This window comes from Pseudomonas sp. EA_5y_Pfl2_R50 (assembly GCF_963970475.1).
Taxonomy (GTDB): domain Bacteria; phylum Pseudomonadota; class Gammaproteobacteria; order Pseudomonadales; family Pseudomonadaceae; genus Aquipseudomonas.
In genome coordinates this window covers 239,119-259,464 of the sequence record NZ_CAXAPT010000010.1, presented here as the reverse complement: position 1 = coordinate 259,464, position 20,346 = coordinate 239,119, and the positions used below count along the sequence as shown (strand labels likewise).

Annotated in this window: 13 protein-coding genes and 1 pseudogene; 1 reads left to right on the top strand and 13 read right to left on the bottom strand. The window is 60.4% G+C overall.

Features of this window, described 5'->3' with window-relative positions; genetic code table 11:
• The 5 genes and pseudogenes from AACY19_RS18870 to AACY19_RS18850 all read right to left on the bottom strand — a co-directional run.
• A pseudogene (locus AACY19_RS18870) lies at positions 1-313 on the bottom strand (hypothetical protein); the annotation flags it as partial.
• Between the two features lie 68 nt (positions 314-381).
• Positions 382-2,310 carry a hybrid sensor histidine kinase/response regulator gene (locus tag AACY19_RS18865; protein WP_339452803.1) on the bottom strand — a complete coding sequence of 643 codons (1,929 nt, stop codon included), beginning with the start codon at positions 2,308-2,310 and terminating at the stop codon, positions 382-384.
• A 96-nt stretch (positions 2,311-2,406) separates the two neighbouring features.
• A complete protein-coding gene (locus tag AACY19_RS18860; RefSeq protein WP_339452801.1) occupies positions 2,407-3,312 on the bottom strand; it encodes a zeta toxin family protein in 906 nt (301 codons plus the stop codon).
• Between the two features lie 180 nt (positions 3,313-3,492).
• The gene (locus tag AACY19_RS18855; RefSeq protein WP_339452799.1) at positions 3,493-5,751 is read right to left on the bottom strand and encodes an ATP-dependent DNA helicase; all 2,259 of its coding nucleotides are present in this window, start codon (positions 5,749-5,751) and stop codon (positions 3,493-3,495) included.
• The gene (locus tag AACY19_RS18850; RefSeq protein WP_339452797.1) at positions 5,748-7,400 is read right to left on the bottom strand and encodes a VRR-NUC domain-containing protein; all 1,653 of its coding nucleotides are present in this window, start codon (positions 7,398-7,400) and stop codon (positions 5,748-5,750) included. The genes AACY19_RS18855 and AACY19_RS18850 overlap by 4 nt, the downstream gene beginning before the upstream one ends.
• Before the next feature lie 194 nt (positions 7,401-7,594).
• Here AACY19_RS18850 and AACY19_RS18845 point away from each other — a divergent pair, with 194 nt between their 5' ends.
• Positions 7,595-7,819 (top strand): YgdI/YgdR family lipoprotein, encoded by a 225-nt coding sequence (locus AACY19_RS18845; RefSeq protein WP_339452795.1) that lies wholly within the window; start codon positions 7,595-7,597, stop codon positions 7,817-7,819.
• A 44-nt stretch (positions 7,820-7,863) separates the two neighbouring features.
• Here AACY19_RS18845 and AACY19_RS18840 read toward each other — a convergent pair whose 3' ends face one another.
• The 8 genes from AACY19_RS18840 to AACY19_RS18805 form a co-directional block, all read right to left on the bottom strand.
• Entirely contained in the window at positions 7,864-8,238 is a 375-nt protein-coding gene (locus AACY19_RS18840) for a hypothetical protein (RefSeq protein ID WP_339452793.1), read from the bottom strand.
• A 212-nt stretch (positions 8,239-8,450) separates the two neighbouring features.
• Positions 8,451-10,304 (bottom strand): polyurethane esterase, encoded by a 1,854-nt coding sequence (locus tag AACY19_RS18835; protein WP_339452791.1) that lies wholly within the window; start codon positions 10,302-10,304, stop codon positions 8,451-8,453.
• Positions 10,305-10,503: 199 nt separating this feature from the next.
• Positions 10,504-12,192: a polyurethane esterase gene (locus tag AACY19_RS18830; protein ID WP_339452789.1), complete on the bottom strand. Its 1,689-nt coding sequence runs from the start codon at positions 12,190-12,192 to the stop codon at positions 10,504-10,506.
• Between the two features lie 55 nt (positions 12,193-12,247).
• A complete protein-coding gene (locus AACY19_RS18825) occupies positions 12,248-15,325 on the bottom strand; it encodes an autotransporter domain-containing protein (RefSeq protein ID WP_339452787.1) in 3,078 nt (1,025 codons plus the stop codon).
• 134 nt (positions 15,326-15,459) lie between these two features.
• Entirely contained in the window at positions 15,460-15,582 is a 123-nt protein-coding gene (locus AACY19_RS18820) for a hypothetical protein (protein WP_339452785.1), read from the bottom strand.
• Between the two features lie 189 nt (positions 15,583-15,771).
• Positions 15,772-17,136 (bottom strand): TolC family outer membrane protein, encoded by a 1,365-nt coding sequence (locus AACY19_RS18815; protein WP_339452783.1) that lies wholly within the window; start codon positions 17,134-17,136, stop codon positions 15,772-15,774.
• A gap of 2 nt (positions 17,137-17,138) precedes the next feature.
• A complete protein-coding gene (locus AACY19_RS18810) occupies positions 17,139-18,488 on the bottom strand; it encodes an HlyD family type I secretion periplasmic adaptor subunit (RefSeq protein WP_339452781.1) in 1,350 nt (449 codons plus the stop codon).
• Complete coding sequence (locus AACY19_RS18805) at positions 18,485-20,260, bottom strand: type I secretion system permease/ATPase (RefSeq protein WP_339452779.1); 1,776 nt, start codon at positions 20,258-20,260, stop codon at positions 18,485-18,487. Before AACY19_RS18805 ends, AACY19_RS18810 begins: the two co-directional genes overlap by 4 nt.
• Positions 20,261-20,346: the final 86 nt, after the last annotated feature.

Genomic DNA, 20,346 nt, shown 5'->3' with positions numbered 1-20,346 from the left:
TCTCGTATGCCGCACGAATCCCCGGCCAGGCATTGAGCGAGCTGAGCAAACCGAGCAGCGCCAGAAATGGCGGCACCAACAGGGTAAACAACTTGCCCCACTCCGGGTTGAGATTGGCCATGCACGACGCAAAAGCGATGACCAGAAATGATTGCGCCGCCAGGTAGGCATCGGTGCGGTTGGCCAGAATGCTGGTTTCGTACTGGATTTCCCGGCGATAGAAGTCCAGGCGTTCCTTCGGTGAGCCGAACATCTTGGCATCGTGTTCGGTCAGGGTTTCTTCAGCGGTCGGCTGGGTCAATATGCGAGACAAGGGACGCACGCTCCGGGGTGGGGAAAACGCTTAGAGACACCCCGTGGCGTACAGGTTCAGGTGGATGTTCAGGCGGTTGATTTCATCGACTGGGCGATGATCTCGACCAGATTCAATTGGGTGAACGGTTTCGGCAGCCGTGGCAGTTGCGCGGCGAAACCTTCCAGCCGTTCGGCGTAACCCGTGGCGAGAATGATCGGCAAATCCGGCTTGAGCAGACGGACCGCATGAGCCAGTTGCGCGCCGCTCATCTGCGGCATGGCCATGTCGGTGATCATCAGGTCGATGATTTCGCCCTGATCCAGCAACGTCAGCGCCTGGGCGCCGGACGTGGCATTGATCACCCGATGCCCGAGGTCTTCGAGCAACAGGCTGGTACTGGTCAATACCAGTGAGTCATCGTCTACCACCAACACGCTGAGTCGCGGCACTGCAATCGGTTCGGCGCGCCGCTGCAACGGTTTGCTCACCAGACCCTCGCCGGCCATTGGTAACCACAACTCAGCGGCGGTGCCATGACCCTTTTCGCTTTTGAGAATGAAGCGGCCGCCGAGCTGTTCGATAAAACCGTGCACCATCGACAATCCCAGTCCGGTGCCTTTGCCCAGCCCCTTGGTGGTGAAAAACGGGTCTTTGGCAGAGAACAGTGTCTCGGCGTCCATGCCGTCGCCGGTGTCGACCATGCTCAGGCACATGTAACGTCCCGCCGCGAGGCTGGCATGACTGTGTTCGAGGATGACTTCCGGCTGGGCGCTGATCACTACACTGCCGCCGTTGGGCATGGCATCCCGGGCGTTGGTCGCCAGGTTGAGTACCGCCAGTTCCAGTTGGTTGCTGTCGGCCAGCACCGGCTCGAGGTCATGGGCAAAGCGTGTCTCGATACGGATGCCCGGCCCCAGTGAACTGCGCAACAAACCGGTAATGCCTTGCACCAGTTGCGGGATATCGACCGACTCGGTCTTGAGTTCCTGTCGACGGGCGAAGGCCAGCATGCGCTGGGTCAGCGACACACCGCGCAATGCACCTTGGGTGGCGTTTTCCAGCAAGCGGCTGATTTTCGGATCATCTCCCGTGCGCTTTTGCAGGATTTCCAGGTTACCGAGGATGACCGTCAGCAGGTTGTTGAAGTCGTGGGCGATGCCGCCGCTGAGTTGACCAATGGCTTGCATCTTCTGCGCCTGGAACAGTGCTTCGCGGGTTTTCTCCAGAGTCTGTTGTGCCTGATGGGTTTCGGTGACGTCGCGGGTGATCTTGGCGAAACCCAGCAGCGTGCCGGTTTCTCCGCGAATCGCATCGACCACCACATGCGCCAGAAACCGCGTGCCATCCTTGCGCATGCGCCAGCTCTTGTTTTCGAAGCGACCCTCGCGGGTGGCAATCTCCAGAGCCCGCTGCGGTTCGCCGAGTGCACGGTCTTCAGGGGTGTAGAAGATCGAAAAGTGCTCGCCGATGATTTCTTCCGGCAGATAGCCCTTGATCCGCTGCGCGCCCTGGTTCCAGTTGCTGACCCGCCCTTCGGGGCTGAGCATATAGATGGCGTAGTCAGTGACGCCCTGGACCAGCAGACGGAACTGCTGCTCGCTCTGCTTGAGGGTTTCCTCGGCCATTTTGCGATCAGTCAGGTCGCGGGTGATCTTGGCGAACCCCAGCAGCTTGCCGTCGGGGGCGATGATCGGGTCGATCACCACGTGGCACCAGAAGTTGGTACCGTCCTTGCGCACCCGCCAACCTTCGCCTTCGAATCGGCCTTCGCCGATTGCGGTATCGAGCGCGTGCTGCGGCAACCCTGCAGCGCGATCTTCGGGCGTGTAGAAACGCGAAAAATGCTCACCGAGAATCTCGGTCTCTTCATAGCCTTTGAAACGTTTGGCGCCGGAGTTCCAACTGGTGATGATGCCGTCCGGATCGACCATGTAGATCGCATAATCGACCACCGCATCGATCAAAAGCCGAAAGCGCATTTCCTCGATTGCAGCGGCCTGGTTCTTTTCGCTCATCACACTCACCGCACTGGGGTATCAACTGGAGTATGCGTCAAACCAGCGGTTTGGAATGCGCATACACCCGATAAAGCGCCAATGTTAATGCATGGTTCAGCGTTGGACGTATTTGAATATGCGTGAATAGAGCGCGCCGTACACGTAGTCAGGTATCTGCCCGGCATATTGATTGGCTTGTTGCAGCATGAGATGACACTCCTTGATCAGCTCATGACGCCCGGCGCGATTGAGCGAGTTGCTGCTGATACGCTCATACCTGGCATGGCTGTAGAGCTGACCGGGCGACGTCACTGTCAATACGCCCCTCTCGTCCTTGTGGTAAATGCTGTGTGCTCGCAACGCGCGATCTTTCAACGCGCCCATGCCGCGCTCATACAAAAGGATCTGCGAGCCGTCGGCCTGTTTCGCAGCTGCCTCCATAGCGAAAACCATCGCGTGAGCGGTTGCCAGGCTGGATTTGAGTGTTGATGGCTGAACGAAGCGTTCGAGCTCCTGTTTTTCCAGACTGTTGAAAGCTCTTTTGAAGCAGGAGATTAACGCAAAGGGCTGATTGCACGCGACGATATGTACTTCCAGTTGATAGCCGGCGTTAACGGCAACCGCAGGCAGCGTGGCGAAGCTGATCGAGTCGAACGCACATTCCATGATGATGTTGTATTTGTGGGTGAAGGCTTTCTCAAAGATCTTCGCCGCTATGTCGTAGATGAACTTTTCGGTCTGCTCATAGGCATGCTGCGTGCCGTGCTTGAGCATCTCCTGATATTGCGGGTGTTTTTGGCGAAACGCCGGCAAATAGAGACGCACGTAATTGTCGTATTTGCCGGACGGCAGCAGGGTTTTCTCCAGAAGCCAGGTTTTACCGGAGCTCTGCACGCCGGCGGTGATCAGCAGTTTTGGCGTGGTGTCGGCACTGATGCCCGCGAACAGCGTGGTGCTGATTTCAGCGAAAGCCACGCTCAGTTGCTCCGGGGTGAAGCTGTAGTTCTCTGCGGTGGTCATGCGTCGATTTCCTTATCGAAGGTGAGTGCCCCGCAAGGGCTGCCTCGTCAATAAAGCCTGTTTTTCAGAGTCATTCAAAGAAACGTTCGATACTGAATATGTCTTTGCTTCAAAAGGAAAAACATCCTACGAAAGCTTCGGAAATCGCCGCCAGAACACGTCGCTTTCGGACGGCAAACCTCAGGAGTTCAACGCCCACCACTTCGGCAGCAACTGCTGGATGCGTCCCTCGGCAAACCGGTCGTCAATCAGCATTACCACGCCGCGATCTTCGCTAGTACGAATGACCCGGCCGGCAGCCTGCACGACTTTCTGTATCCCCGGGAACAGGTAGGTGTAGTCGTACCCCGCGCCAAAAATGGCGGCCATGCGCCTTTTCAGTTGTTCGTTGACCGGGTTGAGCTGCGCCAGCCCGAGGGTGGCGATGAACGCTCCGATCAGGCGTGCACCGGGCAAATCGATGCCCTCGCCGAAGGCCCCGCCCAGCACCGCGAAACCCACGCCCTGACTGTCAGCGGTGAACTGATCGAGAAAGGCTTGCCGCTGCCCTTCGGCCATCCCTCGAGATTGCTGCCACAGGGTGATGTGCGGGTGTCGCTCGGCGAGCAAAACCGCCACTTGTTGCAGATAATCGAAGCTGCTGAAAAACGCCAGGTAGTTACCCGGACGTTCGCTGAACTGTCGGGCAATCAGTTCGACAATGGGGTCAAGCGACGCCTGTCGGTGATTGAAACGGGTGGAGATCTGACTGACGATCCGCACCTGCAACTGTTCGGCATCAAACGGCGACTCGACGTCGATCCACGCCGTGTCCGGCGGCGTGCCGAGCAGATCGGCGTAATAGTGGCGAGGGCTGAGGGTCGCTGAAAACAGCACACTGCTGCGCGCCGCTTTCAGCCGTGGACCGATGAATGCCGCCGGCACCACGTTGCGCAGGCACAGCTGCGACAAGGGTTTCTTGCGCTCGAGGTCGCGTTTGCTGATGTCGAACAGAAAATGCTCGTCATACAGTTCTGCCACGCGAGCGAATTGCAGCAGATCGAAATAGAAGTTCTGCAAGCCGCTGTCGAGCCCTTGCGGATGGTCGTTGAGGTAGTCGCCTATCGCGGCGCAGCACAGGGAAATCGCTTGCAGCAGTTTTTCCGGGGCCTTGTCGTAGGCCTGATACACCGCCAGTTGCGGTGCGTGCAGTGTGTTCCATTCGCGGTTAACGCGTTGCAGGGATTTTTTCAGCGCTTCAGGAGCGGTCTTGCGCACGCTGGCCAGGGTGAACTGGTCAAGACTGGCGCTGTACATCTGCCGGCCTCGCTCCACCAGGTTGTGCGCCTCGTCCGCCAATACCGCGACCTTCCATTGATTGAGCTGGGCCAGCCCGAACAGCAGCGCACTGAAATCGAAGTAATAGTTGTAGTCAGCGATCACCACATCGGCCCAACGGGCCATCTCCTGACTCAAGTAGTACGGGCACACCGTGTGCTCAGCGGCGACCTCGGCCATCGCCGCCTGATCGAGCAGATTGACGCGACTGGCCGCTGCCCGCGCGGCCGGCAAGCGGTCGTAAAAGCCCTGGGCCAAGGGACAGGATTCTCCGTGACAGGCTTTGTCCGGGTGTACGCAGGATTTATCCCGGGCGACCATTTCCAGAACCCGCAGGGGCAAGGTATCGGCCTGATCAAACAACGCCTGACTGGCGTCCAGCGCCAATTTGCGTCCCGGGGTCTTGGCGGTGAGGAAGAACACTTTGTCCAGTTGTTGCGGCGCCAGCGCCTTGAGCAGCGGAAACAGCGTGCCGAGGGTCTTGCCGATCCCGGTGGGCGCCTGGGCCATCAGACAGCGGCCAGTGCTGACGGCTTTGAACACCGATTCGGCCAGATGCCGCTGGCCAGGCCGGAAGTCCGCATGGGGAAAGCGCAGTTGCTGAGCCGCCAGATTTCGCGCCGCCCGGTGGGCCATTTCCTGCTCGGCCCACTGCAGGAAAAAAGTGCATTGTTGCTCAAAAAAATCCTGCAAGGCTTCGGCGCTGAAGGCTTCAACCAGACAGGTTTCCTTTTCACTGACGATGTCGAAATACACCAGCGCCAGATTGATTTGCGCCAGTTCGAGTTTGCAGCACATCAGCCAGCCGTAGATTTTTGCTTGTGCCCAGTGCAACTGACGGTGATTGGCCGGTTGTTTGCTCAAGTCGCCACGGTAGGTTTTGACTTCTTCGAGACAGTTCTGCACCGGGTCGTAGCCGTCCGCCCTGCCCTTGACCCTCAACTGACGGAACTCGCCTTCCAGCGCCACTTCATTTTGGTACTTTTCGTTGCGCCGCGACGCCACGGTGCGATGGCCGGTGATGCCTTCCAGTGCTGTGGGTGACGGGGTGAAACGCAGGTCGAGGTCGCCGGTCTTGGCGGTGAACTCACACAGCGCCCGCACCGCAATGCTATAGCTCAAGCGCTCTGCTCCGCCCATTGCACGTAACACACCGCCACCGGCATCTGATGTTCATGGCAGAACTCCAGCCAGCGCAGTTGGTTGTCCTGCAAGCGGTCGCCGGGGCCTTTGACTTCGATCATTCGGTAGGTTTTGTGCTGCGGCCAGAACTGGATCAGATCGGGCATGCCGGCGCGATTGGCCTTGATGTCGAGCAGCAAGCGCTGGAACCAGTGTTTCAGGTGCTCGGCGGGCAGGCAGGCCAGCGCCTGTTCCAGCAACGCTTCATTCAATGCGCCCCAGAATACGAACGGCGACTGTATGCCCCACTTTTCCACGAATCGCTGGCGGATCGTGTCGGCGTAGCGGCCATCGTCGAGCTGGGCGAAGCAGGTCTGGAACAGTTCGGCGCGGCGCAGCTGGAAATCTTCGTTCAACAGGTCCACCGGCCCACGCTGGAACGGATGGAAGAACGCCCCCGGCAACGGCGCAAAGATCGCCGGCCAGCACAACAGGCCGAACAGCGAATTGATCAGGCTGTTTTCCACGTAATGCACCGGGCCGTCGGCATCGTGCAGATGTGCCTGCACATGGTACTCGACCGACAACGCTGGATCGGTGCGCGGCAAGTGCAGGTCGAGGCGTTCAACCGGCCTGGCGACCGCCCGTTTCAGCGGCGGCCCGCCGAGCTTGCGGCGCAGGCGTGGCAACATCCGTTGCAAGCCTTGTTGTTCCGCAGCGCTTTGCGGCGCCTGTTGCGCCAGCTCGCCCAACTCAAGCGCCAACGCGTATTCAGCACAGCGCTCCAGCACGCGAATCATCCGCAGCCGCGCGCCGGGATAAGCGCAGTCGCGATAAACCTCCAGCGCCAGGGCGAACTCGCCGCTGCGCTCGCAATACTGGCCGATCTGGAACAACACCTTGCCGCGTCGACGTTGCAACCACGGGTTGTCGAAGTGCAGCGCGGCGACCTGCGCAACGAGGGTGTCCAGCGCTTCACCGGCCTCGAAACGCAGCTGGCAGTCGTGCAGGAACAGGCAGGCGTCGACGTCTTCGCGGCTGCGCAGCCCTCGGGACTCGGCGCAGAACTCGACTTTTTCGTAGGTGAAAATCCCGAGATCGGCGAGCACGAACTCGGACCAGTCCTGATAAAGGTTGCCGAAGAACATCAGGCGCAGGCGGTCGCACAGGTCCATGATGGTCAGACTGAACAGACGCTCGTCGAGCATCGGGGCCCAGCCGCGCAGGCTTCTCGGTTCGCAGAATTGCTCGGCCAGCAACGGCAGCCAGTCGTCCTTGCGGCCCTTGGGTTGTTCGATGTGTGCGCCAAATGCCTGGAGAATTTCGGCTTTGAGCAACAGGTCGAAGACCTCGGCCATGGTCAGTTGAGCGTGCTCGTCGAGCCAGCCGGCCTTCAGTAACGGCGCGGCGGCCTGGGCAATGTCGCCGATTTCCGCATAACCGAGTTTGCCTGCGCGAAAGTGCACGCCCTTGCGCATGACCATGCGCACCAGCAATCCCTGGGATGGCCGGGGCAAGGCGTTGAAGTCACGGATAAACCCGTGCTCCGTTTCGCTCATCACATCGGCATAGCGAAGTTCAAGCCAGTCAAGCACTTGCCGGAAGTTGTTGAGGTAATAGAACGGATCGTCGAGGGGATTGGCAGTCACGGGAATTCTGGGCCACGGCATACGAATACTGGTTATGCGTACAGATAACAGTTCTGCCCCATCGGGCGCAAACGGAAAAAGATCAGTGGCATTTTTTCGCCGGCCTATCGAACTTTTCCCTTCCTGATGGCACCAACCGCGTGAAGACACCGACAATGCTCGGTATCACATGGCATGAGGAATTTGAGGTGGGTATGAAAATCAAGACGCTGGGCATTCCCTTGGCGGTAGCGGCTCTGTTGGCATTGGGCGGCTGCTCGACCCCGACTGTGGTTACCCTGCAGAACGGCACCCAGTATTTGACCGAGGACATGCCGAAGACCAAAACGGAGGATGGCTTCTACGAGTTCGAGGATATTTCCGGTGCCAAGGTGAAAGTCCGCGCCGACGAAGTCGCCACGGTGCGCAAGGAAGACTGACGCCCCACCTGCAGGAGCTGCCGAGGGCAGCTCCTGCAGCGACATTATTGATCGAGGGTCATGCCGGGGATGCTGTTGTCACATGGCCTGTAGGTGCCGCCACGCCGGGCCACTTCACCCTGCAAGCGCTGGCAACGTTCCAGGTCTTGTTGGGCCATGCGGTCGATGCTCAGGTTGCCGGTGGTTTGCGGCGTTTTGCCGTCGCCCAGGCGAATGGTCACGAACGGTTGTTCGGGCTGAATCTGAAAGCGGCTTTTCTCTTCGACCGGTTCCACTGCGTCGGTCTTCGCCGGGCTCGGCAGTTGGTCGGTGGTGATGCCGTAACGACTCAGAATCGAGCTTTGAGGCAGATCGGCCCAGGCATTGGCTGAACACAGCACCAGTCCTGCAATCACGACAGACCTCTTGAAACCTTTCACGTTTGAATCTCCTGTACTCATTTTGCGGCTAGCTATAGAACGTGCGCGCATGTGCTGGCTTTAGCCTGCATTTCCTGTTTTGGCAGGGATTTGAGTCAGGGATTGGCTTGTGAGTCACTTCCAGTACCGCACTATTGCTCTTCGCGAGCAAGCCTTGCGCCTACCGTCCACTCATGACCGTAGGCGCAAGCCTTGCCCGCGAAGAGGCCCTGTCAGGCGATCACGACGCCATCGGCACTCAGGCTATTGAGCGCCACCCCGACCAATGTCACCGAATCATTGCCAAACGTCAGCACCGTGTCGTGGCCGACGGTCGTGGCATGTGCGCGGAAGTCATCGCTCGGCAGGACGCCCTGCACGCCGAGGAACACCAGTTTATCGTTGCTGGTATAGCCGACCACCCGATCCTGGCCGAACGCGCCGTTGAACAGAAACGTGTCCGCCCCGCCGCCCGACTCCATCAGGTCATTGCCTGCGCCGCCGACGAATACGTCGTTGCCCGCACCACCGATCAGGTGATCGTTGCCATCAAGGCCGAACAACCAATCGCCGCTGGCATGGGCCTTGAGCGTGTCGGCGCCGCCGGTGCCTTTGACGCTGGATTCATACGCCGTGAGATTGTTACCGACCTTCAGACCGCCGGACGTTACGCTGTGGGTCACATCGTCCTTGAACAGGCCCCATAAAAACCCCGGCTCTTTGGTAACGATGCTGCCGATGTCGCGGGTAATGCTGATCCCACCGTTGGCATCGCGGATGTACAGGTTGCCAGCACCGTCATTGGCGAAGTCGAACTTGCTCACTGCCTGCTGCAGATCCAGGGTATTGCTGCCCTGCCCGCCCAGAATCACGTTGTAACCGCCACTGTCGCGGAATGTGTCGTTGCCGGCCCGGCCCTCGAGGTAGTCGTTGCCGCCGCCGCCCTGGATCAGATCGTTGCCGTCACTGCCGATGATGAACGTGCTGCCCTTGTGGGTTTCGGCGTTGCGGTTCAGATCCTGCACCCAGGTGTTGGCGCGCGCCGGGTCGGACAGGTTGGCAACGATGATCGTCGAGTCGCGGCTGGTCAGGTCGTAGAACTTCGATTCCAGCACGCGGGTCATCCCATCGCCGTAGCCGGTGGGCAGGTGAGAAATCCACGTAGGAAGGTTGAGGATCGAGTACGGCAGCAGATTCCACGCGGTCGAGGCGTAGTGATCGTTGAAGCTGACGATGTTGTCGGTGGTCGAGGCATGCGGCGCGTCGTGTACACCGACCGAGGCGCCGGTGAAGGTCGAGCCGTCGAGGGCGCGGAACACCGGATCGTTTTCGTAGCCGACGTTGAGCACCTTGTCGGTACTGCTCTGGGTTGGCGAGGCGTAGGCAATGTAGTTGGAATCGGCGAAGAAACCGCCCCACTTGCCGCCGCTCAGGTCGGCCATGCTGTTGACCGCAAGACCGCCGAGGCTGTGGCCGCTGACCAGTATGTCCTTGCCGGTGAGGCCATTGGCTTTGGCGAACGCCACCACATCATTGAGCAGATTGCCGAAGGCTTCGCCGACGTAGTTTTTGGCGTAATCCTTGGGGCCGAAGGCGGCGAGCAGGTCATTGATCACATCGCCGATGGAGTCGAGGATCAGGTTTTCCCTCGGGCCGCTGGTGCCACGGAAGGCAATGCCGAGTTCCGTGAGATGGCCCTGAGCGTCGTACTTGCCGAGAATTTCCACCTGGGCAGTGGTGTAGCCGGCCTTCTCGCCGAAGAACGTACCCCGGGCGTCGGTCTTGCCTTCGTAACCCAGTTGCGCAGCAGTGATGGGCGTCCAGCCAGCTTTTTTTACGGCATCGAGGGCGAGTTTTTCCGAGTCGGGGTTCCACGGAACACCCGGAATCACCCCTTGGGAATCCGTGCCGCCGAGCAGCGCAGTGACCAGCGTGGCCGGCAGACCAAGGCCGAATCCGTTGTGCTGATAACCGCTGGCAAAGCCGTTATCGAGGTTGTGATAGGAATACAGCGTGATCGCCATGGCATCGCTGAACAACGCCTTGGAATCGGCTGTGCCGAAGTTCTTGTAGTCATACACACCCATTGCTATTGCCTCTCTCTTGTTGGAATTGTTAGAGATAGCTCACAGCCAGGGCGCCCCTTACGGGCACGCCCCGGAGCATTTCAGTACTACTTGCTGCTGTTTACCGTGGGGGCGGGCCTGCTCGCGAAGGTGCTGTGCCAGCTACAAAAATGCTGGCTGATCTACCCTCTTCGCGAGCAACCCCGCTCCCACACTGGATCTAAGCGAACATGAAACTGGAGTCCGACAGGTTAGCCACTCCCACGCCGACCAGGGTCACGGCATAGTCGCCAATCTTCAGCACGGTATCGTTGCCGGCCTGGGAGGCGTGTTGCTTGTAGTCGTAGCCCTGCCCGGCACCTTCGACGCCCATGAACAGCAGTTTGTCGCTGCCCTGATAACCGTTGATGGCATCAAAACCGAACGCCCCACTGAACAGGAAAGTGTTGTTGCCCCCTACCGCCGTCATCACGTCGTTGCCGGCGCCGCCGACGAAGGTCACTTGCCCCTTGTCGCTGGTCAGCTTGTCGTCGCCACCGAGGCCGAACAGCCAGTCACCGTCCACCGCAGCGTGTAGTGTATTGCCGTAGGCATCGCCGCTGAGCGAGTGGTTGTACTGGGTCAGTTCGTTGCCATTGGTCAAGCCTTTGGCCGTGACGCCCCAAGTGATTTCCTTGCTGCCCCACCACGAGCCCGACTCCTTGCTCACCAGCGCGCCGATATCGCGGGTCATGCTGATGCCGCCGTAAGCGTCGCGCACGTACAGCGTGCCGTCACCGTCGTTGGCGAAGCTGAAGTTCTGCAACGGTTTTTGCAGTTCAAAGGTGTTGTGGCCCTGGCCACCGAGCAGGATGTTGTAGCCGCCGTCATCGCGGAAACGGTCATCACCGCCCAGGCCTTCAAGAAAGTCGTTGCCCGCGCCACCCTTGAGCCAGTCGCCGCTCTGAGTGCCGATGATGAAGGTGCTGCCGGTGTGCGGCTCGCCGCTGCGGCCCAGGTCCTCGACCCAGGTTTTGCCCCGTGATGCCTCTTCCAGATTGGAAACGATGATCGTCGAGTCCTTGCTGGTCAGGTTGTAGAACCTGGAATCGATCACCCGATTCAAGCCATCGGCATAGCCCAGCGAGCCGTGGGCCGACCAGTTCAGCGGATTGACAATGCTGAACGGCACGAGATTCTGCGCAGTGGAGGCGTAGTTGTCGTTGAAGTTGACGATGTTGTCGGTGGTCGAATCATGCGGTTTGTCGTGCTTGCCCATCGACGCGGTGCTGAACGTGGTGCCGTCGAGCACACGGAACACCGGGTCGTTTTCATAACCGATGTTGAGCACGTTGGTGCCGGTGCTGCTCTGGGTCGGCGAGGCGAACGCGATGTAGTTGGCGTCCTTGAAGTAACCGCCCCAGTGGCTGCCGCTCAATTCGGCAACGCTGTTGACCCCGAGCCCGCCGAGGCTGTGGCCGCTGAACAACATGTCTTTGGCGGCAATGCCGTTGGCAATGGCGAATGCGGCAACCGCCTTGAGCAGGTTGTCGAAGGCGTTTTTCGCGTAGTTGCTCGCGTAATCCGACGGCCCGACGGCGGCCAGCAGATTGTTTTTCATGTCGCCGAAAGTGTCGCTGTAGCCGAGCCCGCCGGTGCCGCGAAACGCCACGCCAATCCCGATCAGCTTGCCCGCCGCGTCGTATCGACCGAGGACTTCCGCTTCGGCACTGGTAAAGCCGTCCTTTTCGCCGAAGAACGTGCCCTGCGGCCCGACCTTGCCCTGATAACCCAGCGCGCTGGCGGACAGGGGCTTCCAGCCCGTCGCCGGCAACGCCTGACCGGTCGGCGTGTAGGCATACAGCGTGAGTGCGATGGCGTCGCTGTACAACGCTTTGCCATCGGCATTTTTATAATCGAACAATCCCATGTCGTGCTCTCCCTTCCTTAAAAAACCGGCAGCTCTGGCAAGCTGCCGGCACGCCTTAGAACTGCCAGTCGAGGGTCAGGCCCACACCGTGATTCTTCTCGTTCGAACCGATCAGGCCGTTGTAATCCAGGTTTACCCGCACATCGCGATTGAGTGCCAGACCTGCACGCACACCGACCACTGCCGCATCACGATCCATTGATACGCCCTGCACGGTGAACGCGCTGTTGCCGTTGGCAAACGCCAGATGGCTGTCGGCGTCGACGCTGCTCAGGTTGTGCTGCCAGCCCAGGCTCGCACCCAGTTCCAACTGATGTTTATCCGACAGGGCAAAGCTGCGCTTGGCACGCACACCCAGGGTCGACAACACCACATCGCGATTGTCTTCGCCCCCCTTGAGCGCCGCCGCATCACCCTTCTCGGTGAAACTTTCGGTGTTCAAATGCACGTAGGACAAATTGGCGAACGGTTCCAGGTTCATCGGTTGCAGACGCAGATCGTAAGCGGCTTCGGTGAACAACTGAGTGGTCGCGGCGTCGTGCTTGGTTTTCTGTTTGCCGCTGACATCAGCGAACTGCAGATCCCGCTTCACATCGACGCGATGCCAGCTATACGCACCGCCCACGGTCAGACGCAAGGCATCGATCTCATGACCCAGATACGCACCCAAGTGGTAGCTGTCGACCGAGGCGGAAGAATGCGTGCCGCTGCCCATGCTCAAAGAGCTGTCGCTATACCCTGTGACGAAACCCAGACGCGTATCTTCAGCAATCAGACCATCGACACCGGCCAGCAGGCCGCCGATAGAGCTGGTCGAATCAGCGTTTTTTGCGCCACCATCGCTCTTGCCCCACGACCCCAGCACCTTGACCCAGGCGTTGCTGCCTTCGTCTGTCGGCGCATCGGCGTTGAACAGATCGCGTTCGCGCAGACGCTCGCCCACCGCTTCACGCAGATAACGGCTGTCGTTGACCAGCAAGGTGCCGATGGCCGGGTGAATTTCCCCGGACAACTGCTGGAAGGCTTGCTGCGCCGATGCCGCGTTGGGCGACAGCAACAGGGTTTCGAACAACGCATTGCCGGCGCCCAGACGTTCGGCAGCCGCAGCCACCTCTCGCTGGTTCGGCGTCAGACCCACACTGGCGAACGACGCACCGTTGCTGCCGACCTCCAGTTGCACACCGTTTGCCGTGTACGCCAGCGTACCGCCGAGGAACGCGTAATCAGGCAGCACCTGACCGAATTGCCCCTGAATGCCGCCCGCCGCTTGCAAGATGTTGAACTGCGAGCCGAGCAGGCTTTTCACTTCAGTGGTGGTCAACAGCGTCGGGCTGTTTTCCAGCGACAGGCTCACCGTCGCACCATCGATCACCGCCTTGCCGCCGGCCACAATCTTGTCGCTGGTGGTTGGCGAGACTTCTACCGCGTAGGTCGAACCCCGCTCGAAGCTCACGTCACCGGCGACATTCAGCGTGCCAATCGAATTGCCCGGGGCAACCATGCCGCCGCTCTTCACCGACAGCGCGCCGATGCGACCGTTGCCGCCGAGGATGCCGCTGTCATTCACCGTCACCGCTGAGGTCAGCGAACCGTTGATGGCGAGGCGTCCCTGATTGACCAGCGTCGGGCCGCTGTAGGTGTTGTTGCCGGTCATCACCAGGGTGCCGATGCCCTGCTTGGTCAAACCGCCGTGGCCGGAAATGTCGTTGCGCCAGGTGTCGAGGCCGCAAGTGATGTCGGTGCACAGCCGCTCGGTGGGTTTGCCCTGGTCGATGATCGCACCGATACCGGGCAAGTCCGCGACAAACTGGCCGGAGCCGTAGGCGCCCTGGATACGGAATTCCTCGGGAATGTCCTGCTCGGTGACGAACATTGCCGGACCGTCGATGCCCTTGCGCAGGTTGATCATGCCCCAGCCGTACAGGGCGTCGATGCCCGGTGCGCCGAGGTCGGTGGCGGTGGTGCGCAATACCGTCGCGACCTGGTCGCCGGTCATGTACGGGAAGCGTTCCATCAACACCGCCATGGACCCGGCCACATGAGGTGCGGCCATCGAGGTGCCGTTGTAGTTTTTGTAGCCGGTGGTCAGGTTGTCGGCGTTGGTGCCTTCGATGATCGCGCTGTAGATCTTCGTGCCCGGCGCCGAGACGCAGAAACTCGCGGTGTAGCCGCAGCGCGAAGAAAACGTACTCATGATGTACGGATTGGCGCTGGCCTGATCAGGGTTCTGTTGCAACGCGGCGACGGTGATCCAGTTCGGCGCGATGTCCGGGACGAAATAACCGAGGCCGGCGATGGCGTCCGGGTTGTTCAAGTTGTAATCGTTGCCGGCGGCGAAGATCGTCACGATACCGCTGCGCGCGGCGGCAATCGCACCGTCATAGGCGCCACCAGGTTTGGTGCCAAGCAGCGTGCGGATCTCGTTGAACTGCAGTTGTGCGTCGTTGACGGTGAAGTGCGGGTACGCCGGATTGCGGCCGCCGAGGTCGAAACGGTCGGTGATGCCGATGCCCCAACTGTTGTTGATGATCCGCGCGCCGCTGGCGATCAATGCATCCCAACCGGCCTTGTACACCGCGCCATCGTTGCCGCGAACGATGCCGTCTTCCGGGCCCGGGTCGCCGTTGTCGGCGCTGATGATCTGCGCGCCGAACGCCACACCGTGCATCGGCCCGCCATCCCGACTGCCCGCCGCGATCCCGCCGACGTGGGTGCCATGAGCGCCGAGCTTGCCGTCGGAACCGACCGAGGGTGAACCGTCATAACGGAACGCGTCACCCGCCTTCACCGGAATGTACGGGTCGGTGTATTCGCGGATGCCGCTGGTGACCAGGGTGATGACTTTGTTGCTGCCGGAAAACTCCGGGTGCGCGGCGTACACCGGCTGGTCGAAGATGCCGAGTTTCACGCCTTTGCCGGTATACCCGGCGGCGTAGGCGTGATCCGCGCCGATGGCGCCCAGGCCCCAGTCAGCCTTGAACTCGGTGCTGCGCCAACTTGCCGGATCACCGTTGTGACCGTTTTCAACATAGGCGGCAGCGTGTGCCGTGCCGATGGCACAGAGCACGGCCAGCGTCAGGGTTTTGAGGGCAAAGCGGCCACCCGTTTGCGCGGGGGTATTGTTGTTATTCATCCAGCGACCTTCCTTAGTGATGTTGCGAAAAATCCGTCTCTTCAGCGCTTGCCATGATCGTCCCCACGCTCCGGGTGGGAACGATCATGGGCTGCGTTCCCACGCAGAGCGTGGGAACGGTTGGTTCTCAGCGGTTAGAACTGCCAGTTCAGGCTCAAGCCAACGCCATGGCTCTTCTCGCGATTGGCCAGTTGGCCGTTGTAATCCAGGTTGACGCGCACGTCCTTGCTCAAGGCCAGGCTGGCCTGCACGCCCACCAGCGCGGTCCCGTCTCCAGGTATTGCGCCTGAGCGTGGTTCGCGCCAATCACCAGCAACAGAGTGCCGACCGAAATCGGTTTGATACGTCCGTCCATGTTCACCATTCACTTTCTTGTTGTTATGCAGATGCTGCTAATCCTTTGAGGCGGATCAAAAGATCGCGCCCTGCAGCCGCGTCGACAGGGGTTAGCGGTTTTTCGGGCCTTGGCCGAAGGCCTCGTCCACCCGTGCCAGATCCTGCTCACTCAAGGTGCCGGCGTAATAATGCAATTTGGTCCAGGCCATCAGATAGTCGTACCGCGCCTGCGCCAGATCGCGGCGGGTGGTGAACAGCTGTTGTTCGGCATTCAACGCGTCGAGGTTGGTGCGCTCACCGCCGAGAATGCTCTGCCTGGTCGAGACCACCAGCGCTTCCGCCGAGGTCAGTGCCTTCTGATAAGCACGCAGTTTGCTGACTCCGGACAGGCAGGCACTGAACTGCCGACGCAGTTCGATCATCGTCTCGCGCGTCTTGCCATCGAGTTCGTACTCGGCCTGTTCCATCGTGCGGCTGGCCTGACGCGTCGAGGCCGACACGCCACCTCCGGCATACAACGGCACGTTGATTTCGATGCCAATGGTGTTGGTGTCGTAACGCTGGTTGTAGGTGTTGCCGCTTTCCGATTCGTTCTGCCGCGCGGAGGCATAGGCACTGATTTTCGGAAGATGCCCGGCGCGATTGCGCTCGACCTCGTAGCGCGCCACTTCCACGGCCTGACGTTGCGACGCCAGATTCGGGTTGTTGCTGATCGCCAGTTCGTGCCAGGTGTCGTAATTGGTCGGTTGCAGGGTGAAGGTCTGGAAGTTCTGATCCAGCGGCGCAAGGTCGCTGATGTCCACCGCCGGCACGCCGATCAGTGCGCCCAGTTCACGCAAGGCGGCATCCTGCTCGTTGCGCGCCTCGATCTCCTCGGCGGTGGCCAGTTCATAGCGCGACTCCGCTTCAAGAATATCGGTGCGCGTGCCCTCGCCTTGCCTGAACATGTGCTCGTTCTGCTGGAACTGCTGTTCGTAGGCCTTCTTCTTCGCCTGGGCGATGTCGATCTGATCCTGGGCGAACAAGGCTTTGGTGTAGTTATCCAGGACCCGCACCAGCAGTTCCTGGCTCTTGCCGCGAAAGTTGGCATCGGCAAACAACGACTGCGCGACACCTTTGCGGTACGCGGCGTAGGCCTCGTAATCGAGCAACGGTTGTTGCAGGGTCAGGTTGGAACCGTAGCTGTTGTAGTTGCGATCCTCGCTGATATTGCCGCGATCCGTGATCTGGGTGACCTTCGAGGTGTTGTGGCCCTTGTTGTAGTTGTAGCCGATTCTCGGCAACAGCCCGGCGCGGCCAATCGCGCGGTTTTCCAGGCCGGCATCACGCTCCTTGATCGCCCCGAGGAACACCGGGTCATTGCGCAACGCCTGTTCGTAGATATCAAAAGGCCCCATCGCCGCCAGTGCATTGTTGCCCGCCAGCAGCGCGAACGCTGCCGCCAGCATCGAAAGCTTATTCATACAGCCGAACATCCTTATTCCTCGGTCAACGCGGAGCCGGCCCGGTCGAGCAACGGTTTGAACAGGTAATTGAGGAGTGAACGCTCACCGGTGCGCACGAACATTTCTGCCGGCATGCCGGGCTTGATCACCAGACCGTTGAGTTTTTCCATGGCCTGATCGCTGACACTGCTGCGCAGCACGTAATACGGTACGCCGGTTTTCTCATCGACCATCTGGTCAGCGGAAATCAGGCTGACTTCGCCGGGAACGCGTGGCGTCTTGCTCTGGTTGAACGCGGTAAACAGGATGTCCACCGGCAGGTGCGTGCCGACCTTGTCGATCAGACTGATCGGCAGATGCCCTTCGACTTCCAGCGAGGTGCCCTGGGGCACGATCTCCAGCAGGGTTTCGCCCTGACGCACCACGGCGCCTTCAGTGTGCACGCCAAGATTGACCGCGACGCCGTCGGCAGTGGCCAGAATTTCGCTGTGTTGCAGGTCGAAACCGGCAGAGGTCAATTGTTCCGACAGGGTCACGCTTTTCAACTGCGCGTCAGCCAACTGTGTGCGCACCTCCTTCTGGTATTCCTCGCCGTGCTGTTGCAGCTTCAGGCGCGATTCGAGGATGCCTTGCTCGACGCGACCGCTTTCGCCGGTGTTTTCCGCCAGTTGCTGCTGCACTTGCGACAGTTGCCGCTGATACTCCATCAGGCGGTTGCGCGGGATGTAGCCGTTGTCGGCCAACGGTTGCAGGTTACTCAGTTGTTGTTGCAGAGAATCCGCCTGAGCATTCAGATCGGTACGGGCGCGGCGCATGCCGGCCAGTTGCGCGGTGGCACCTTCGATGCTGGCGCGCAACGCGGCTTGTTCGCGATAAAACGCTTCGCGGCGACTGCTGAACAATTGGCGCTGACCTTCAAGCACCAAGGCCAGACGCGGGTCTGGGTCGTTGCTCAGCTCTGCCGGAAACGTCACTTGCTTGAGGTTGTCGCGCTCGGCCTGCCAGCGTGCGAGGCTGGCCCAGGCCATGCGGTACTGTGCCTGTAGCGACTGCACGTCTGCGGCGACCTGGGTTTGATCGAGGCGGAACAAGGGCTGACCCTGTTTCACGATTTCGCCCTCGCGCACCAGAATCCGGCTGACTACACCGCTGCTCATCGATTGCACGGCTTTGCGTTTGCCCGAGACCACCACCGTGCCCTGCACCGGTATGCCCTGGTCCAGCGGCGCCAGTGCTGCCCAGGTGAAGAAACTGCCGGCGCCGACGATGGCGAGAATCCAGCCCATGCGGGCGAAGAATTTCGCGTCGCGCTCGGGGCGCTCGGTGAGGTAGGCGTGTTCCATGGAAGCTTCGTTTTCAGTGTTCATGCTGGCGCTGCTCATACACCCGAATTCCTTGTCGTGGGCTGATACTGCCGGCTCATGCTGAGTCCGCCCGGTACTTGCGCCGTTTTTTCACGCGGCTGTTCCTGATGGCCGGAGAGTGCCTTGAGCACATCCTGGCTGGGGCCGAAGGCTTGCAAACGACCGTCGTTGAGCACCAGCAACTTGTCAGCCTGGGCCAGTACCGAAGAGCGGTGTGTAACCAGCACCACCGTGGTGCCCTGCGCCTTGAGGTGCGCAATAGCGCTGGCCAGTGCCGCTTCACCGACGGTGTCGAGGTTGGAATTCGGCTCATCGAGCACTACCAGACTCGGCGTGCCATATAGGGCACGGGCCAGCGCCACACGCTGCTTTTGCCCACCGGACAGACCGCTGCCGTCCTCGCCCAACTGGGTGTCGTAGCCTTGCGGCATGCGCAGAATCATTTCGTGAACACCGGCCTGTTGCGCGGCAGCCACGACCTTCTGCGGATCGGTCTCGCTGAACCGCGCAATGTTCTCGGCGATGCTGCCGCTGAACAGTTCGATGTCTTGCGGCAGATAGCCGATGTAAGGGCCTAGTTCGTCGCGGTTCCAGCGATGAATGTCGGCGCTGTCCAGGCGCACGGTGCCGGCAAGGGTCGGCCACACGCCAACCAGCACGCGGGCCAGAGTCGACTTGCCGGACCCGGACGCCCCGAGCACGCCCAGCACTTCGCCGGCGGCGAGATTGAAATTGACCATGTGCAGGGTCGCGGCACGTTGCCCTGGCGGGCCGGCGCTGACCTGTTCGAAAGTGATCTGGCCTTTCGGCGCCGGCAGCGCCATGGCGTCGTCGCTTGGCGGGTACGCCTGCAACAGCGCATCCAGGCGACGGTAAGCCAGTTTCGCCCCGCTCCACTGCTTCCACACGGCGATCAACTGGTCGATAGGGCTCAGCACGCGGCCCATCAGAATCGAGCCGGCGATCATCATCCCGGCGGTCATGTCGCCCTTGATCACCAGCAGTGCGCCCAGGCCCAACACCAGCGATTGCAGGCACAGGCGCAGGGTTTTGCTCAGGGAACTGATCACCGCGCCGGTATCGCTGGCCTGATTCTGCAGGCCGAGGAAACGCGAATGCACCTGGAACCAGCGCTTGCGCAACGCGCCGAGCATGCCCATGGCCTGAATGGTTTCGGCGTTGTGCAAATGGCTGGTGGCCAACTGGCTGGATTTCTGCGAGAAACCGGCGGCGTCACCCAATGGCTTTTTCGTCATGAATTCATTGAGGCACGCCAGCGCGATCAGCAGCGCCGCCCCGGCCGTCGCCAAGACACCGAGCCAGACGTTGAACAGGTAAATCACAAACAGATAAACCGGGAACCACGGCGCATCGAAAAACGCGAACAGCGCAGGTCCGGTGACGAATTGACGGATGTGGGTCAGATCGCCCAGCGACTGCCCGGCGTTGCCCTCCCCCTTGAACAGGTTGCGTTCGAACGCCGCCTGATAAACCCGCAGGTTGAAACGACGCTCCAACTGGCTGCCGATGCGGATCACGATAAAGCTGCGGATCACTTCGAGCAGGCCGATGAAGGCGAAGAACCCCACGACCATCAGCGAGAGCATCGCGAGCGTGGTCTGGTTCTGCGACGACAGCACACGGTCGTAGACCTGCAGCATGTAGATGGAGGGCACCAGCATCAGCACGTTGATCAGCGCGGTAAAGCAGCCGACGCTGATCAGGATGCTCTTATAGTCACCCAGTGCCTTGAACAAGGGAGCGGTGGCTGGGGCCTTCGCCATCTTCATTGATTATTCCTGGAGTCTATCTCTCGCCGTTCTACGGCAAGACTTCGATTAATAGTCCGCGCATGACCGGGACATGTTTTTCAAGT

Excerpts from the sequence above, each read along its gene's own strand:
- AACY19_RS18830 (WP_339452789.1), bottom strand. The coding sequence starts at position 12,192 with ATGGGATTGTTCGATTATAAAAATGCCGATGGCAAAGCGTTGTACAGC.
- AACY19_RS18810 (WP_339452781.1), bottom strand. The coding sequence starts at position 18,488 with ATGAGCAGCGCCAGCATGAACACTGAAAACGAAGCTTCCATGGAACAC.
- AACY19_RS18815 (WP_339452783.1), bottom strand. The coding sequence starts at position 17,136 with ATGTTCGGCTGTATGAATAAGCTTTCGATGCTGGCGGCAGCGTTCGCG.
- AACY19_RS18865 (WP_339452803.1), bottom strand. The coding sequence starts at position 2,310 with ATGAGCGAAAAGAACCAGGCCGCTGCAATCGAGGAAATGCGCTTTCGG.
- AACY19_RS18835 (WP_339452791.1), bottom strand. The coding sequence starts at position 10,304 with ATGGGTGTGTATGACTACAAGAACTTCGGCACAGCCGATTCCAAGGCG.
- AACY19_RS18805 (WP_339452779.1), bottom strand. The coding sequence starts at position 20,260 with ATGAAGATGGCGAAGGCCCCAGCCACCGCTCCCTTGTTCAAGGCACTG.
- AACY19_RS18860 (WP_339452801.1), bottom strand. The coding sequence starts at position 3,312 with ATGACCACCGCAGAGAACTACAGCTTCACCCCGGAGCAACTGAGCGTG.
- AACY19_RS18825 (WP_339452787.1), bottom strand. The coding sequence starts at position 15,325 with ATGAATAACAACAATACCCCCGCGCAAACGGGTGGCCGCTTTGCCCTC.
- AACY19_RS18845 (WP_339452795.1), top strand. The coding sequence starts at position 7,595 with ATGAAAATCAAGACGCTGGGCATTCCCTTGGCGGTAGCGGCTCTGTTG.